The following is a 16661-nucleotide window of genomic DNA, read 5'->3' on the forward strand; positions in this document are numbered from 1 at the left end:
AGGGTATATGAATGACGCGAGAGACGAAAAGATAATGATGTCTCCCGATTCTGGCGATGCTTGCGGGCAATAGGCGGCTAATGCCTGATCTCCCCCGGAATGCCTGCTCAGTGGCATCGCAAACCGCGATTATGCGCTCACACAAAGTGGTCAATTGTGTCAAGCTTCGCGCATCATGAAATGAGCGACATTTTTGATATGCAAATTGCGTTCTGCATCTTAATCTCATCCCATCGAGGCCAACTTTGATGGGAGAGAACAATGGCGAAGAACAGCAACTGCGACCACGTGAACAACATCAACCGCAGCAACGACTGGTACTGAGAGATCCCGTCCGACGACTTGCGGATTTGCGGTACTCATAGCCGCAGCGGAACTCGGACCGAGCACTTGATTGTCGAACGGACTCAGATGCACCTACGCTGAACCGCATGCCCACCATCGGCAGCCAAGGACGTTGATTGGTTTACGCGGGAACCGATGAGACCGACCGGCGGTTGAATCTGACCGTCGGTCTCGTCGTCGTGATCGGATCCTGCTGCGCACTCGCCGCTGCCGTGGCCAGTGTCCGCGCTGGCGAACCTCCGTCCTGGTTCCGCATCGCCTCGACCGCGGTGATGCTCGGTCTGGCCAGTCGCGTCATACTCCAGGTCCGGGTCAAGGACAGTCACCACGGCGTCGGAATTCAAGAGGCCGTCACGCTGGTCGGCCTGATGCTCGTTCCCGGCCACTGGCTGGTGCTCTCGACCGCGGTCGCGGTCGCCGTGGCCAAGGCCACCACTCGGATGTCGCCAGTCAAGCTGCTGTTCAACACCGCCAAGGCGACCACCGTCGCCACCGCGGCCGTTGTCACGGCCAGCGCATTCGGACTGGACGGCCCGTTCTCGATCACCCGCGGCGATCTCCCGGCGATCGTCGCCGCCTCGATCGCCATCATCATCGCCGAAGAGGCACTCGCCCTTCCCGTCATCGCACTGGCGAACCGGATGCGACTGACGACCCTGTTCCGCACCAATGCCGACGTCCGGCTCGGTGGCGCGGTCATCCGGCTCGCACTGGCCACTTTCGGACTGTTCTGGTTCTCCAAGTACCAGGCCCTGATCATTGTGGTCCCGTTGATCATCGCCGGCATGCACATCGTCGCGGCCAATCAGCTGCGGGCGCGTGCGGAGCGCGCCGCCTGGCAGAAGCTCGCGCAGGCTACCGACGAGTTCAACGAGGTCGACTTGGACGCCGTACTGCGGTCGGCGGTCACCCGGGCCTCGGAGCTGTTCTCCTCCGACGACGTCGAGGTAGAGGTCACCAATCTCGCGGTACCCAACCAGTTGGTCCGGGGCGGCCCCCACGGGCTCGGGTACACCGGCGATCCGGACGGCGCCCCTCCGGCCGAGGGGCACGTGATCGCCACTCCGCTGGAGAGCCGCGGTGGCGCGAGTGCGATCGGCGAGCTGCGGCTGCGGTTCCGGCGCAAGGTGACGCTCAGCGAACGCGAGGAGTACACGCTGCGTACCTTCGCCGCCGCGCTCTGTACCGCGGTACGTAACGCGGCCGCTTTCGCCGAGGCGCAACGGCTGGCCGAGCACCACGCCTACGCGGCGAGCCACGACCCGCTCACCGGGCTGGCCAACCGGCGGCACCTGTACGAGCACGGCGCCGCGCTGCTGTCCACCGGCGCGAAGGGCCAGATGGGTCTGCTGCTGGTCGACCTGAACCACTTCAAGGAGATCAACGACACCCTCGGGCACGCCGCCGGCGATCAGGTGCTGGCCGAGGTGGCCCGCCGGCTGGCCGCCGCGGCCGAGCCCGACGACCTCGTGGTGCGGCTCGGAGGCGACGAGTTCGCCGTGCTGTTCTCGAAGATCGCCGCACCCGCGCTGGCCCTGCCCCGGGCGAACGCCGTGCTGGCCGGGCTCAACCCGCCGATCGAGGTCGACGGCATGCGGATCGTCGTCGAGGCCAGCGCCGGAGTGGCGCTCGCCCCGTTCCGCGGCGGGGTCGAAGAGCTGCTGCGGCGCGCCGATGTGGCCATGTACCAGGCCAAACGCGAGGGCCGCACGGTCGAGATGTACGCCCGGTCCCGGGACACCGCCGATGTCGGGCGCCTGGCGCTGTCCGCCGAGTTGTCCCGGGCCGTCGCGGAGCACGAGTTCACGGTCAACTTCCAGCCCGTGGTGGATCTCGGTACCGGCGAGGTGATCTCCACCGAGGCCCTGGCACGCTGGCACCACCCGAAGCGCGGCGACCTCAACCCGAACCGGTTCCTCGACTACGTCGAGCGGTCCGGCCTGCTCTCCGCGTTCAGCGAGGCCGTACTCGACCAGGCGCTGCGCGCCGCGTCGGCGTGGAACGCGGACGGCTTCGCGCTTCCGGTCGCGGTGAACGTCTCACCCCGCAGCCTGCTCGATCCGGGCTTCCCCGAGGTGGTGCAGCGCCGGCTGGAGCTGGCCGACGTACCGGCCGAGACACTGATCATCGAGCTGACCGAGTCGCTGACGCTCAGCCAGCTCGACGTCGTCGACGAGGTCCTCTGCGCGCTGCGCGACCTCGGCATCCGGCTCGCGCTGGACGACTTCGGCACCGGATACTCGTCGCTCGCGACGCTGGCCCGCATCCCGGTGCACGAGCTGAAGATCGACCGGGAGTTCGTCGCCGCGATGGAGGGCTCCGCCGAGGCCGCGGTCGTCCGCTCGACGATCGAGCTGGGCCGCAGCCTGAACCTGCTGGTGGTGGCCGAGGGCGTGGAGAGCGAGCAGCAGCGCGGCCGGCTCTGGGAGCTGGGCTGCCCGGCCGGGCAGGGGCACCTGTTCGCCCGGCCGATGCCGCTTCACCGGCTGCTGGCGACGCTGCGCCGCGGGTACGACGGCCGGCCCGGCGCGCTGGCGCCGTCGCTGCACGAGTCCGGGGCGGTGATCCGGATGCCGGTACGCCGGCCCGGAACCCGTACCCGCGAGGATCTCGGCTGACCGGTCCCGCCCGTGGGCCGGATACGCCACCGATCCAGGCGCGCTAGGCTGACCCGTGCTCGACGCCCCCGCACCGGTACAGACCAGTCGCCGGTCCCGGCTCGCAGCCGCCGACCAGGCCCGCGGCGGTCTCGCCGTCGACCTCGGCCTGTACGCGATCTCGCTGCTGTTCGCGGGCTTCACCGCGCTGACGGCCACACTGCCGCCGCACGGCGCGTGGGGGCGCATCGCGATCTGGGGGTACGCCGCCGCCACGCTTCTGGTGCTCGTCCAGCTGACTGGCCGCCGCCGGTGGCCACGTTTCGCGGGTACCGCCGCCCGGACGGCGCTGACCGTGCTGACCTGGTGCGCCACCGCCCTGCTCCCGCTCGTGATCGAGGCCGCCCAGCGCGCCGCCGGGCGCACTGACCGGGCGCAGGAGGAGGTGATCGTGGTGGAGCACGGGGCGCAGCGGCTCCTGGACACCGGAACGCCGTACCTCGGCCACGACGCGATCGCCGCCCTGCCGCTCGACCAGCGACTGCTCGGTTACCTGCCGTACCAGCCGGGCATGGTCCTTCTGGGCCTGCCCCGGGCGATCGCCGGCGCAGCCTGGTGGACCGACGCCCGGGTCTGGTTCGCGCTGGTCACGGCGGCCACCGTGGGCGCGGCCCTGGTGCTGCTCCGACGGTCCGGGGCGAACGCGCCGCTCCTGGTACGGGCACTGCAGGCGGCCACCGTGGTGCCGGTGTGCACGCTCACCCTCGCGGTCGGCGGCGACGACCTGCCGGTACTCGGGCTGTGCCTGCTCGCGCTCGCCTGCGCGGCGACCCGCCGGTACGGGCTGGCCGGCGTGGCCGTGGGCGTGGCCGGGGCGATGAAGCTGTTCGCCTGGCCGGTGGCGCTGGTGCTGCTCGCCCTCGCGATCGTGCACCGGCGCGGCGGACGCTACGCCCTGGGGGCGCTCGGGCTGCCGGTGCTCTCCCTGATCCCCGCGTTCCTGGTCGACGCCGGAGCGGCAACGGAGAACGTGATCCGTTTCCCGCTCGGCAAGGGCCTGGTGCAGTCCCCGGCGGAAAGCCCCTTCCCTGGCCAGTTGATCGCCGCCCACGCTCCCGGCGGCCACACCGTCGCCACCGTGCTCCTGATCCTGGCTGGCCTCGGGATCGCCGGGTGGCTGCTGCGCCGGCCGCCACGCGACGCGGGCACGGCCGCGCTGATCTGCGCCGCGGGCCTGCTCATCGCGATCCTGCTGATGCCGGCGACCCGGTTCGGGTACTTGCTGTACCCGATCGCGTACGCGGTCTGGGCACCTGCGCTCCGGACCCGGACCACACTGGAGGAGTGAGGGCATACCGGGATCGGGAACACGCCGGTGACCAGTTGGGCAGGGAGCTGTCCGGCTACGCGAACCGTGCCGACGTCACCGCGCTGGGACTGGTCCGGGGCGGGGTACCGGTGGCCGAGCGAGTGGCCCGGTCGCTGAACGCCCCGCTGGACGTGCTGGTGGTCCGCAAGCTCGGAGTGCCCTGGTCGCCCGAGGTCGCGTTCGGCGCCCTGGGCCCGGGCGGGGTACGGGTGCTCAACCCGGAGGTACCCGACCGGATCGGGCCGGACCAGATCGATGCGGTGATCGCCTACGAGCAGGCAGAGCTGACCCGGCGGGAATCCCGGTACCGGGCCGGCCGGCCACCGCTCGACCTGCTCGGGCGTACCGCCATCGTGGTGGACGACGGGCTTGCCACCGGCGCGACGGCGGCGGTCGCGGTCACGGTGGTACGGCAGTTGGGCGCGGCCCGGACGGTCGTGGCGGCCCCGGTCGGCGCGCCGCAGGCGATCACCTGGCTGCGTGGACTCGCCGACGAGGTGTGCTGCCCGCTGGTACCCGAGGACTTCGGCGCGGTGAGCCGGTTCTACCGCTCGTTCGAGCAGGTGTCCGACGACGAGGTCGTCGCGCTGCTGCACTGAGGTCATCGCACTGCCGCACCGGTCGTCGCGCCGCTGCACCGGTCGTCGTGCCACTGCACCGATGCCGGCCGGAAATTCGGTTGCCCGGGCGCGGCCGGCCCGGGCAGCATGGTCGTCGCAGCTGTTCCCGCCAGAAGGAGCCCGCGCAGACATGAGCTGACACGCAGCCATCCGGTTTCCGGGGGACGCGTCGCGTCCTCGGCCGGGTATCTGGCTGCGGTCGGGCTGCCGTTCGCTGCGTCGCACCCGTCACCTCGCCGTACCCGGCATCTCGTTGCCCTGCGCGCTGGAGGTGAGCGGACTTGCTCAAGGCTGTCGATGTTGCACACACCTACGACGACGAACTGCTGTTCCGGGAGGTGTCGCTGCTGCTGGGCCCGGGTGACCGGGTCGGGCTGGTGGGGCCGAACGGGGTCGGTAAGTCGACCCTGCTGCGGGTACTCGTCGGTGAACTCAAGCCCGATCACGGGCAGGTCGTACTCGGTCCGGACGACCGGATCGGATACTTCGCCCAGCAGGTACCGGACCCCGAGTCCACGGTCGGCCGGTTCCTCACCGAGGCACCCGGTGAGCTGGCCGCCCTCGCCCGGAGGATGGACGCCCTGATCGCGCTCCTGGGCTCCGGCGGCCCGGATCCGTCCACCGTGGACGAATACGCCGCAGTCCAGGAACGGTTCGGCCAGCTGGGCGGCTGGGCGTACGCGGCCCGGGTGGACGCGGTACGTGGCCGGCTGGGTGTGGACCTGATCGACCCCCAGCGGCGGCTCGGTACCCTCTCCGGCGGCGAACAGGCCCGGATCATGCTCGCCCGGCTCCTGCTCGCCGAGCCATCGGTACTGGTCCTCGACGAGCCGACCAACCACCTGGACGCCGCCGGTACCGCCTGGCTCGGCGGGTACCTGGCCGAGTTTCCGGGCGCGGTACTCGCGGTCACCCACGACCGCGGGTTCCTCGACCGGTTCGCCAACCAGATCGTCGAACTCGACGGCATCGACGAGCGGCCACAGCACTACGAGGGCAACTACACCGCCTACCGGGCCGAGAAGCAACGGCGCTGGGAGCGGCTGCTGCTCGACTACGAGGCGCAGGAGAAGGCCCGCCAGCGGCTCGCCGAGGACATCGAGCGGACCAAGGAGCAGGCCAGGGGCGTCGAGCTGACCGTCCGGAGTGGACTGGGTTCGGATCAGATCCGGCGGTACGCGAAAAAGGTCGCCCGCAAGGCGAAGGCGCGCGAACGCCGGCTGACCCGGCAGATGCTGGCCGTCTCCTGGCTGGCCGAACCGCAGACCCGGCCGCCGCTGGCGCTGGCGTTCCCGGATGTGGCCGGCTGCGGCGAGCCGGTCATCAAGGCCGCCGGCGTGTGCGTACCGGGTCGGCTCCACCCGCTCGACCTGGACGTGCGCGGCGGGGACCGGGTACTCATCAGCGGACCCAACGGCGCAGGCAAGTCCACGCTGCTCGGGATCCTGTCCGCCCCGTCGGGTCCGGTGGCGATCACCGGAGGCGTCGCGCTGCTCCCGCAGACGCATGACGACCTGCCGGCGCGGATGTCGGTACTCGACTTCTTCCGATCCCGGGTGCCGATGTACGTCGACGAGGCCGAGGCGACGCTGACCTCGTACCTGTTCGACCCGGATCAGCAAGCTCAGCCGCTCGGTACCCTGTCGGCCGGTGAACTGCGCCGGCTGCTGCTCGCCACGATGGTCAACGGGGGCGCCGCCACGCTGCTGCTCGACGAGCCGACCAACTACCTCGACTTCGACTCGCTGGACGTCATCGAGGCCGCCTTGCGCGAGTTCCGCGGCACGATCCTGATGGTGACGCACGACGGGTACTTCGCGTCGTCCGTCGGGTACGGGCGGCACCTGGAGGTACGGGACGGCACGGTGACGGAGCGGCGGGTCAGTTGATCGCCATGTCGACGAACCGGGACAGGTGCAGCTGGGCGGCGACGGTGACGGTGTCGGTCGGCCCGTTACGGTGCTTCGCCACGATGAAGTCGGCCTCGCCGGCCCTGGGCGACTCTTTGTCGTAGTAGTCGTCGCGGTGCAGCAGGATCACCACGTCCGCGTCCTGCTCGATAGATCCCGATTCACGCAGGTCGGACAGTTGCGGGCGCTTGTCGGTCCGCTGCTCCGGACCGCGGTTCAGCTGGCTGACCGCGACGACCGGGCACTCGACCTCCTTGGCCAGCAGCTTCAGGCCCCGGGACAGCTCCGCGACCTCCTGCTGCCGGCTCTCCACCCGCTTCGGCGACGTCATGAGCTGGAGGTAGTCCACGATGATCAGCTTGAGATCGTGGCGCTGCTTGAGCCGCCGCGCCTTCGCCCGGATCTCCATGAGGTTCATGTTCGGCGTGTCGTCCACGAACAGCGGCGCCTCGCTGATCTCGCCCATCCGCCGGGCGAGCTTCGTCCAGTCGTCGTCCGAGAGTTGGCCGGAGCGCAGCACGTGCAGCGGTACCCGCGCCTCGGCGGACAGCAGCCGCATGACGATCTCGACCTTGCTCATTTCCAGCGAGAAGATGGCGCTGGCGTAGTTGTGCTTGAGGGACGCGCTCCGGGCGAAGTCCATGGCGGCCGTGCTCTTGCCGAGACCGGGCCGGCCGGCGACGATGACCAGCTGACCGGAGTGCAGCCCGTTGAGCAGCCGGTCGAGGTCGGTAAACCCGGTCGGTACGCCGGTCATCATGCCGGCCTGCGCGCCGACCGCCTCGATCTCGTCCAGCGTCGGCTGCAGCAGGTCGGAGAGGATCGCGAAGTCCTCGCTGACCCGCCGCTCGGTGACGTCGTAGACCGCCTGCTGCGCCAGGTCGACGAGGTCGTCGACGTCGCGGCCACCGCCAGCGGCCGAGCCGAACCCAAGCTGCACGATCCGGGTGCCGGCCTCGATGAGACGGCGCAGCACGGCACGCTCGCTCACGATCCGCGCGTAGTATGCCGCGTTCGCCGCCGTAGGCACGCTCGCGATCAGTGTGTGCAGATACGGTGCGCCGCCGACCCGACCCAGGTCGCCCGCGTCGGCCAGGGCCGCGGCCACGGTGATGGCGTCGGCCGGTTCCCCTCGCCCGTAGAGGTCGAGGATCGCGTCGAAGATGGTCGCGTGCGCCGGCCGGTAGAAGTCGACGGGCTTGAGGATCTCGATGACGTCGGCGATCGCGTCCTTCGACAGCATCATGCCGCCGAGCGCACACTGCTCCGCGGCGACGTCCTGTGGTGGCGACCGGTCGAACTGACCCTCCGCCGATCGGGGCTCGGAGCCCGAGTCGGGGTAGCGGGGCTCTGCGCTGCGTTGCTCGGGTGGGCGCGGGTCACGGTCAGCGCCGCCACTTCCCAGGCGTCCGCCAGCTCCCGTGCTTTCGCTGATCGACAAGCCGCCCCCCCAAACCGCCAGAGCCCCACTGTCGATGGTCCGCACGGGTACGACAGTTCCCCCGGGGCTAATCAGATCACGGTACGGAAGGCTGGGCCGGCCTCAAAATCGATCGGTGGATGACGCTCGGGAAAACCTGTGGACCAGCCCGTCCGAGCATGTGCGCGACGCTGTGCACATCCTGTGGACAGTGCTGGGGATTGCCGGGGAGATACGCTCCTACATGCGGAAACCTTGCCCACACGATGTGGAGCGGAGAAAGTAGGGCCGGCGTGTCGCGATCGTACCGGGATCTGTCATTTCACTCGTGGACACAGGATCGCGATGACGATGACGCTCCCACCGTGGACTACGACACCTGGCTGGGCAGAAACTCGTTCGGACAGGGCGACACGCCGGAGTCGGAGAGCGAGAGCCTGCCCGAGACCGAGCAGCGTCGCCGCGACTGGCGCGTGGTGCGGCACTCGATCGACCGGACCGACCTGGACCCGGTCGAGGGCGAGAAGTCCTACTTCGCGACGGTGGTCTGGACTCTCGCCTGGTACGTCGTGCCGTTGGCGCTCATCGTCGGCTGGGTGCTGGTGTTCGACAACGACTCGGGTACGGCGTGTGCCACACCGGTCCACAACGTGTGCCCGCCGATGCGCACCGCCGTACTCAACGGGATGATGGACGGCCTGCCCCGGCTCTGCGCGGCGCTCGTCATCAGCCTGGTGCTGGCGCTGCTCATCCGGCTGGGCAGCGGCGCGTGGCGGCCCGTGACGGCGGCGTTCGCCGCGGCCATCATCGGTGCCGGTGCCGCCACGATCCTGTTCACGGTGATGGCGTCCTGACCCCACGAGTGGGCCGGCCCGCTCCGGCGAGGCCGCTCACCGGCACTGCTCGCCCTGGACCAGCGGTTCCTCACCCGAGGATCGCTTGCCCCGGACCGGCGGTTCCTGACCCGGGACAGCGCGGCGCCCCACGCGCGTTTCGCGCCACAAACGACGAACGGCCGGAGCAGGCGCGATGCCTGCCCCGGCCGCCCGGGGAACTCGTTACTTGCCCGCGAGCACGTTGAGAGCGAACTTCGCGGTGACCTCCGGGTGCAGCTTGACCTGCACCTGGTAGGAACCGACCGACTTGATGTGGCCGGGCAGTTCGAGCCGGCGACGATCCAGGTCGGGACCGCCGGCGGACTTGACCGCCGCGGCGACCTCGGCCGGCGTGACCGACCCGAACAGGCGGCCACCGTCTCCCGCACGCGCGGAGAGGCTCACCTTCAGCCCCTCGAGCTGCGACTTGACCTCGTTGGCGTGGCCGAGGTCGCGGATCTCCCGGGCCGACCGGGCCCGCTTGATCGACGTGACCTGCTTCTCCCCGCCCTTGGTCCAGAGGATCGCGAACCCCTGCGGGAGCAGGTAGTTACGGCTGTAACCGTCCTTGACCTCGACCACATCGCCGGGGCTACCGAGACCGGAGACTTCCTGCGTCAGGATGATCTTCATGTCCGGGCCTCCCCTCAGCGAGCCGTGGCCGTGTACGGCAGCAACGCCATCTCGCGGGCGTTCTTGACCGCACGTGCGATCTGGCGCTGCTGCTGGGCGCTCACACCCGTGACCCGGCGGGCACGGATCTTGCCCCGGTCCGAGATGAACTTGCGCAGCAGCGCGGTGTCCTTGTAATCGATGTAGGTGATCCCGTCCTTGTCGAGCGGGTTCACCTTCTTCTTCGGCTTGCGAAGCGCCGCAGCCTTCGGCATGACTCTTACTCCGTAATTACTTAGAAAGGTGGCTCGTCGTCGAAGTTGCCCCCGCCACCGCCGCCGGTCGGAGCCGGCGCGGCGGTCGCCCACGGGTCGTCGTTGGCGAAGCCGCCACCGCCGCCCTGGCCACCACCGGAGGAGCCGAACCCACCGCCGCCGCCCGAGCTGCGCGACATCTTCTGCACCTTCGCCGTGGCGTAGCGCAGCGACGGGCCGATCTCGTCGACCTCCAGCTCGATCACGGTGCGCTTCTCGCCCTCCCTCGTCTCGTACGACCGCTGGCGCAGCCGACCTGAGACGATCACGCGGGCACCACGCTGCAGCGACTCGGCGACGTTTTCCGCCGCCTGCCGCCAGACCGTGCACGACAGGAACAGCGGCTCGCCGTCCCGCCACTCACCGGAAGCGCGGTCGAGAGTCCGCGGCGTCGACGCCACACGGAACTTGGCAACCGCCGCCCCGGACGGGGTGAAGCGCAGTTCAGGGTCATCGGTCAGGTTGCCGACGACCGTGATGGTGGTCTCTCCTGCCATCGCCTACTCCTCGTTTCGGGCCGCGTCGTCGTGGACCGGCATTCGGCCGGGCCTGTGGGATGACAGTCGCCAGACTGTCACACCGGTACGACAGATCGCGGGAGCGCCGGGCGCCTAGCGGACGTCCGGCCGGATGACCTTGGTACGCAGGACCGACTCGTTGAGTCGCAGCTGACGGTCCAGCTCGGCAACGGCCTCCGGCGATGCCTGGAGGTCGATGACCGCGTAGATACCCTCGGTCTTCTTGTTGATCTCGAACGAGAGGCGCCTGCGGCCCCAAACGTCGAGCTTCTCCACCGAGCCACCCGCGGTACGAATCACGTTCAGGTACGTGTCGAGCGACGGGGCGACGGTGCGCTCCTCAAGGCTGGCATCGAGGATCACCATGATCTCGTAATGACGCAAGACGTGCTCACCTCCTCTGGGCTAGCGGCCGCGGTCCTTCCACGGCAGGAGGTCTGGCGTCCGTTCACCAGGCCGGCGCCGGCCTGCCGGCGCCCGTCATCGATGAACTCGGCAAGGATACCTGGCCTGGACACGGAGCCGCGGGGCGCCCCATCCGCCTACCTGGGTGGGACCTGGGGAGGAACGACCACACCGACGAGCTGGATGACTGACGCCCCGCGGAGCTTATGGCTGAATGCTACGCCGTGGCTACCCGGATTGCACGTTGAGTAACGATAGCGCGGATTAGGGCGATAGTGACGCCGATTATGCAAACTGCCGCGATTACGACCAGAAGTCGGGCTGGTCCCTGATGCCCGGATGTCGCCGGCGTTGCCGCACCGACCGAGGCGACCATCGGTCCGCTACTCGGATCCGTCACGACGCCGCCGGCGGCGGCGGACGGTCCGGACGGCCCCACGAGACCGGGCTGATCGAGGCTCGGCGCGCCCGACGGGACAATCGTGCCGCTCGGCGAGGAGGACGGACGGCCCGGGCTGGGCGAGTTGGTCGCAGACGCCTTGACCGTCGGCGAGGCGTGGGTGGGCGCGCCGGTCGTCGGCGCGGGACCGACCGGGCTGCCAGTCGGCGAGGACACCCGGACGGACACCGTTCCGGCGCCCCCGGTGCCGAGCAGGCACGACGGCACGAGGGAGACCGACGCCGACGAACTGAACGACACGCTGACCTGATAGTTGCGGTTCAACGTCGTGCGAGAAGAACCGTTGATGAACAGCTGCGCGGAGCCGTTCAGGTGATTGACGAAGGTCACCGATGAATTGGCGGTGATCTTTACCGATCCGGTACTGGGCTGTGATGACGCACCCACGCCGAGTAGGCCACAGCCACCACTGAAGCTAACCGTGGGTGTCGACGCGGCGACGGCCGCGATCGGCGCGAGGATTGGTCCCGCCGCGACCGCCAAGCCCAGGGTCGCAGCGATTTTCCATCGGGATAACACCCGCATTTGTAGAGACTCCCCAGGTTGATTTGGGCACTGCCCCGGACATATCAACGAGCAGCGCAACGTGATGGTGATGCTCGTGGAGATTGTGGTGCAGGTCGTCGTATTGCGCCAGGGCTGGACGATATCGTCGGGGCCACGACGTAGGCTCGGCGGCATGCGAATCGGAGCCCACGTCGACCCCGCCGACCCGCTCGCCGAAGCCACCGCCCGGCACGCCGAGGTGGTCCAGTTCTTCCTGGCCGACCCTCAGGGCTGGAAGGACCCGCAGGCCCGCGCCGACGCCGACGCGTTGCGGGGTGCCGACGTCGATGTCTTCGTCCACGCTCCGTATGTCATCAACGTGGCCACGACGAACAACCGGATCCGGATTCCCAGCCGCAAGCTGCTGGTGAAGCACGCCGACGCGGCCCGGACGGTGGGCGCCCGGGGCCTGATCGTCCACGGCGGACACGTGGACAAGGGCGATCTCGCCACCGGCATCGACAACTGGCGCAAGACGTTCGCATACGCCGAGGAGAGTGGCGGCTTCGCCACTCAGATCCTGATCGAAAACACGGCGGGCGGCGAGAATGCCTGTGCCCGCCGATTCGACGCGCTGGCCCGACTCTGGGACGTGGTCGGTGAGTTCGGCGTCGGCTTCTGCCTTGACACCTGTCACGCCCATGCCGGCGGTGAAGACCTGGTGGACATCGTCGACCGGGTGAAGGCGATCACCGGGCGGATCGATCTGATCCACGCGAACGATTCCAAGGATGGCTTCGATTCGGGACGGGACAGACACGACAACCTGGGGTCAGGCAATATCGATCCAGATCTGGTCGTGGCGGTCATCCGGGCCGCCGACGCTCCGGTCGTCGTGGAGACGCCGGGCGGAGCGACCGGCCAGTCGGCCGACATTGCCTACCTGCGGAAGCGGTTGAACGGATGAGCGTGGATCAGGAAGGCTCGGCGGTCGTGCCGACCGTCGCGCCTGGCCCGGCGGCTGCCCAGGACCCTCCCGGCGAGGCCCGCACTCACGCGGAGGACACCGGCATGGCGGAGAACGCCGACGTGTCAGCGGACGCGACCGAGCCCGACGGCGACTCGAGCAGGGCGCCCGGGACCGGTCCGGCCGGCGAAACTCCCAGCGGGTCGGCGCGCGCCGACGCGTCCGGGGAAGACACCGCCGAAGCCACGGAGAAGTCGGCCACCGCGGGCGCGAGTGCCGGTGAGGCGAGCACCACCGACGCGAGCACCACCGACGCCGCCGGGACCCCGGACGCCGCCACGGCAGCGGCAGGCCCCACCACCGGGTCGGACACCGCCGCGGGCACCACGGACGCCGCCGGCGACCCGACCACGGAGACCGCCCCCGACGCCGCCGACCGCTGGACCCTGTTCGGCCCCGAGCCCGCACGGCGGGTCGGCCGGCTCCGCCGCGCCGTGGGGGGCACCGGGCGGTTCCTGGTTCACGAGTGGACCGTGGTCAGCCTGGCCGCGATCGCGCTCGCCGTCGTGATGACCTGGCCGAGCGCGTGGCATCCGGCCAGCACCATCCCGTCCGACATCTGGGACCCCACCCTGCAAGCGTGGCAGCTCGCCTGGTCCGGGCACGCCATGCTCACCGACCCGCTGCACGTGTGGAACAGCAACTCGTTCTACCCCGACTCGTACAGTTTCGCGTTCTCCGACACCCTCTTCGGGTACTTCCCATTCGGCCTGGTCGGCACCGGACCCACCGCCGCGCTGATCCGGTACAACCTCCTATTCATCCTGCTGGAGGCGCTCGCGTTCGTCGGCGCTTACGCGCTGGTACGGCAGCTCGGTGCCCGGCGTACCGCGGCGGCCGTCGCCGGTGCCGCCTTCGCCTACGCTCCCTGGCGGTGGGGGCAGGCCGGGCACATGCACGTCCTGTCGGTCGGCGGGATCGCGCTGTCCCTGGCGATGATCGCGCGCGGGCACGGGTTCTCGTTCACGAAGGGGCACCGGCGGGAACTCACCCGGCCGGGCTGGGCGTTCGCCGGCTGGTGCGTCGCCGCCTGGCAGATCAGCCTCGGTTTCGGCATCGGGCTCCCGTTCGTCTACGTGCTGGCCCTGGTCGTCATCGTGTCCGCCATCCGCTGGCTGCTGAAGGGCCGCCGGGCTCTCGGCCGCCGGCTGTTGCTGGCCGACGGCGTCGGGATCGTGGTGTTCGGCGCGGTCGGCCTGTTGATGGGCGTGCCGTACCTGGAGGTCATCAAGCAGCACCCGGAGGCGAAGCGCGGCCTCGACGCGATCGAGGCGTTCTCACCGAACCTGCACTCGTTCATCACCGCGCCCGCCCAGTCGCTGCCCTGGGGGGCCGCGCACGCCGCCGCCCGGGCCACGATGATCGCCCCAGCCGAGACCACGCTGCTACCTGGTTTCATGCTGTACGGCCTCGCCGCGGCCGGCCTGTTCTTCTCGATCTGGTCGCTGCGCACCCGGCTGTGGCTGCTCGCCGGCACCCTGGTCAGCATCGTCCTGGCCGAGGGCACCGAGTTCTACGGCGGCGGCAAGTACACGTACGTGTTCCTCTACAAGTACCTGCCGTTCTTCTCCTCCAGCCGCACCCCCGGCCGCCTGGTCATCTGGACCACCCTGCTGCTCGCGATCCTCGCGGCCGGCGCGGTCGGGGCGTTGGTCGGCCGGTCCTATGACGTTGCCGCGGAGCGAGGACCGGTGGCCACCCGGCCCGGCCTGCTGCTGCGGGTGGCCACCCTGCTGCCGCTGCTGCTGGTACTGGCCGAGGGCACCAACTGGCACACGCTTCCGCATCCGGTCGTGCCCGCCCAGCCCGCCGCCCTGCGTACCGTCGACGGGCCGATGCTGGTGCTGCCGAGCGACGCGCTGATCGACGAAAACGTGATGCTCTGGTCGACGACCAAGTTCCAGAAGATCGTCAACGGCGGCAGCGGTTTCTACCCGACCGATCAGCAGGAAGTGCGCAACGTCGCGAAGTCCTTCCCGGACCAGGCCAGCGTCGAGTATCTGCGCAACCTCGGGATCCGCGCCGTGGTGGTGCTCAAGCAGCAGGCGGCCGGCTCGACCGACTACTCCAAGGCCGCCTCGCCGGACGTGCCGTACCAGGACCTCGGCATCACCCGTCAGGATCTGGGCGACACGTTCGTCTACCGGCTCAGCTGACGCTCGCGGATCCGGCGAGGGCCGTCTGGCCCCCTGCCGCTTGGCCCCCCGTCGGCTGGCCGCCGGCGGGGACGGCGTCTTCCTCGTCCTCCGGCCCCCCGCCCCACCAGGCGATCCACGGGGCGTCCGGGGCGCCGTCGAGCACGCCGCCCTCCGGGTCGTCGGAGTAGGTGTCTCGGACGACGTCGCGCTCAGGGCGCACGATGTCGCGGATCACGTACCCGGCCAGTACGCACACGGTGACGAGGCGCAGCAGGGCGGCAAGATCGAAGACGCTCTCCGGGAAGATGCCCTTGCCCGAGGCGCCGAGCAGCTCTCCATAGAAGGCGCAGAAGTAGATGACCTCTGCCGCCTGCCAGGCCAGGAAGGCTCCCCACCGGGGCCGGGCCAGTACGGCGAGTGGGAGCAGCCACAGCACGTACTGCTGCGACCAGACCTTGGAGAAGACCAGGAACGCGGCCACCACCAGGAAGGCCACCTGCCCGAACCGGGGCCGGCGGGGTGCCATGAAGATCAGGAGTGCGATCCCGATGCAGCACACGGCGAAGAGCCCGTACTGCAGGTAGTTGACCGATGGGATGTTGGTCTGCAGGCGGTTGAAGCCGGGCAAGGCACCCAGGAACGGGAAGTGGACCCCCAGGTACCAGAGCGTGCCCCAGTCGATCCCCCGGGTCCGGTTGAGGCTGAAGAACTGGTCCCACGACTTGTGGTAGAGCAGGTACACCGGCGCGTTGACGACGATCCAGGTGATCAAGCCGACCAGGCTGGCCGTGAAGGCTTGCGAGAACCGGCGTGCCCGTAGCCCGAGGAACAGCAGCGGGATGAACAGGAAGCCCGGCCACAGTTTGGCCGCCGTACCGAGCCCGAGCAGGATGCCGGCCGCCACCGGATGTCGTTTGGCCCACGCGTACACGCCGAACATCGCCAGCCCGACGGCGAGCAGATCCCAGTTCACGCTCGCGGTGAACAACAGTGCCGGGGCCGCCGCGAACAGCGCGGCGTCCCATGGTCGTCGTCGGCGCAGCGCGAGGATCACCCCGACGGTGGCGATCGCGAGCCCGCCGAGCACGACCAGGTTGACGATGTAGAACGCCTCGCCCTGGTTGAAGCCCGGCCGATTCTCGCCGATCGCGTGCACCGGGAGACCGATGAGCCCCATGAACGCGCCGGTCAGCACCGGGTACTCGACCGCGTGGTCGCGGTACGGCACCTTGCCGTCGGAGAGGCCCTCCGCGTAGTACAGCGCGAGCACGTCGGTGTAGCACATCTCGCGGTACTGCTTGTATCCCGTCCAGGCGCCGTTTTCACACGGCGACTTCTGCACCCAGTGCAGCGCGAGGGTCAGGCAGACCAGGGCCATGACGATCCGGCCGGCGGTCCAGAACCGCCCGGACCGCCGGGGCACCGCGTGCGAGCCGACCGGGCCACCGACGGCCTCGGACAGCCCGCGCACGAACTCATCGGACCGGGACGGCGCATCCATCGATGACCGTTCGGGCTCTGCGCTCAGCGTCACCGGTACATCCTGCCCCGGGACGTGGTGGCTG

Annotated in this window: 14 protein-coding genes; 8 read left to right on the forward strand and 6 right to left on the reverse strand. The window is 69.6% G+C overall.

What is annotated here, in order from left to right; genetic code table 11:
- Nucleotides 1-461 precede the first annotated feature (461 nt).
- From Raf01_RS06790 to Raf01_RS06805, 4 genes are all read left to right on the forward strand, one after another.
- The gene (locus Raf01_RS06790; protein ID WP_203916853.1) at nucleotides 462-2963 is read left to right on the forward strand and encodes a putative bifunctional diguanylate cyclase/phosphodiesterase; all 2502 of its coding nucleotides are present in this window, start codon (nucleotides 462-464) and stop codon (nucleotides 2961-2963) included.
- 55 nt (nucleotides 2964-3018) lie between these two features.
- Nucleotides 3019-4290: a glycosyltransferase 87 family protein gene (locus tag Raf01_RS06795; protein ID WP_203916854.1), complete on the forward strand. Its 1272-nt coding sequence runs from the start codon at nucleotides 3019-3021 to the stop codon at nucleotides 4288-4290.
- Nucleotides 4287-4910, forward strand: a complete 624-nt coding sequence (locus Raf01_RS06800) for a phosphoribosyltransferase (protein ID WP_203916855.1) — start codon at nucleotides 4287-4289, stop codon at nucleotides 4908-4910. The genes Raf01_RS06795 and Raf01_RS06800 overlap by 4 nt, the downstream gene beginning before the upstream one ends.
- Before the next feature lie 302 nt (nucleotides 4911-5212).
- A complete protein-coding gene (locus Raf01_RS06805; protein WP_203916856.1) occupies nucleotides 5213-6820 on the forward strand; it encodes an ABC-F family ATP-binding cassette domain-containing protein in 1608 nt (535 codons plus the stop codon).
- On the opposite strand, the gene dnaB is transcribed toward Raf01_RS06805, so the two are convergent.
- On the reverse strand, nucleotides 6813-8246 hold the full coding sequence (gene dnaB / locus Raf01_RS06810) for a replicative DNA helicase (RefSeq protein WP_373319487.1): 1434 nt from the start codon (nucleotides 8244-8246) through the stop codon (nucleotides 6813-6815). The two genes, Raf01_RS06805 and dnaB, sit on opposite strands and share 8 nt — an antisense overlap.
- Nucleotides 8247-8626: 380 nt before the next feature.
- Between dnaB and Raf01_RS06815 the strand changes: the two genes are divergently transcribed.
- Nucleotides 8627-9115, forward strand: coding sequence for a hypothetical protein (locus Raf01_RS06815; RefSeq protein WP_203916857.1), 489 nt, complete (start codon nucleotides 8627-8629; stop codon nucleotides 9113-9115).
- Between the two features lie 204 nt (nucleotides 9116-9319).
- Here the strand turns inward: Raf01_RS06815 and rplI are convergent, their stop codons facing one another.
- From rplI to rpsF, 4 genes are all read right to left on the reverse strand, one after another.
- Nucleotides 9320-9769, reverse strand: a complete 450-nt coding sequence (gene rplI / locus Raf01_RS06820) for a 50S ribosomal protein L9 (RefSeq protein ID WP_203916858.1) — start codon at nucleotides 9767-9769, stop codon at nucleotides 9320-9322.
- A 14-nt stretch (nucleotides 9770-9783) separates the two neighbouring features.
- Nucleotides 9784-10023, reverse strand: coding sequence for a 30S ribosomal protein S18 (gene rpsR / locus Raf01_RS06825; protein ID WP_203916859.1), 240 nt, complete (start codon nucleotides 10021-10023; stop codon nucleotides 9784-9786).
- A 20-nt stretch (nucleotides 10024-10043) separates the two neighbouring features.
- Nucleotides 10044-10559: a single-stranded DNA-binding protein gene (locus Raf01_RS06830; protein WP_203916860.1), complete on the reverse strand. Its 516-nt coding sequence runs from the start codon at nucleotides 10557-10559 to the stop codon at nucleotides 10044-10046.
- Between the two features lie 114 nt (nucleotides 10560-10673).
- Nucleotides 10674-10964 carry a 30S ribosomal protein S6 gene (gene rpsF, locus Raf01_RS06835; protein WP_203916861.1) on the reverse strand — a complete coding sequence of 97 codons (291 nt, stop codon included), beginning with the start codon at nucleotides 10962-10964 and terminating at the stop codon, nucleotides 10674-10676.
- Nucleotides 10965-11467: 503 nt separating this feature from the next.
- Between rpsF and Raf01_RS06840 the strand changes: the two genes are divergently transcribed.
- From Raf01_RS06840 to Raf01_RS06850, 3 genes are all read left to right on the forward strand, one after another.
- Complete coding sequence (locus tag Raf01_RS06840) at nucleotides 11468-11695, forward strand: hypothetical protein (protein WP_203916862.1); 228 nt, start codon at nucleotides 11468-11470, stop codon at nucleotides 11693-11695.
- Between the two features lie 429 nt (nucleotides 11696-12124).
- Entirely contained in the window at nucleotides 12125-12898 is a 774-nt protein-coding gene (locus Raf01_RS06845) for a deoxyribonuclease IV (RefSeq protein WP_203916863.1), read from the forward strand.
- Nucleotides 12895-15114 carry a hypothetical protein gene (locus Raf01_RS06850; RefSeq protein ID WP_203916864.1) on the forward strand — a complete coding sequence of 740 codons (2220 nt, stop codon included), beginning with the start codon at nucleotides 12895-12897 and terminating at the stop codon, nucleotides 15112-15114. Before Raf01_RS06845 ends, Raf01_RS06850 begins: the two co-directional genes overlap by 4 nt.
- Here the strand turns inward: Raf01_RS06850 and Raf01_RS06855 are convergent.
- On the reverse strand, nucleotides 15107-16597 hold the full coding sequence (locus Raf01_RS06855) for a glycosyltransferase family 87 protein (RefSeq protein ID WP_239133452.1): 1491 nt from the start codon (nucleotides 16595-16597) through the stop codon (nucleotides 15107-15109). The genes Raf01_RS06850 and Raf01_RS06855 overlap by 8 nt on opposite strands.
- Nucleotides 16598-16661: the final 64 nt, after the last annotated feature.

Origin of the sequence: Rugosimonospora africana (genome assembly GCF_016862975.1) — a bacterium.
In the GTDB taxonomy this organism is placed as follows: domain Bacteria; phylum Actinomycetota; class Actinomycetes; order Mycobacteriales; family Micromonosporaceae; genus Rugosimonospora; species Rugosimonospora africana.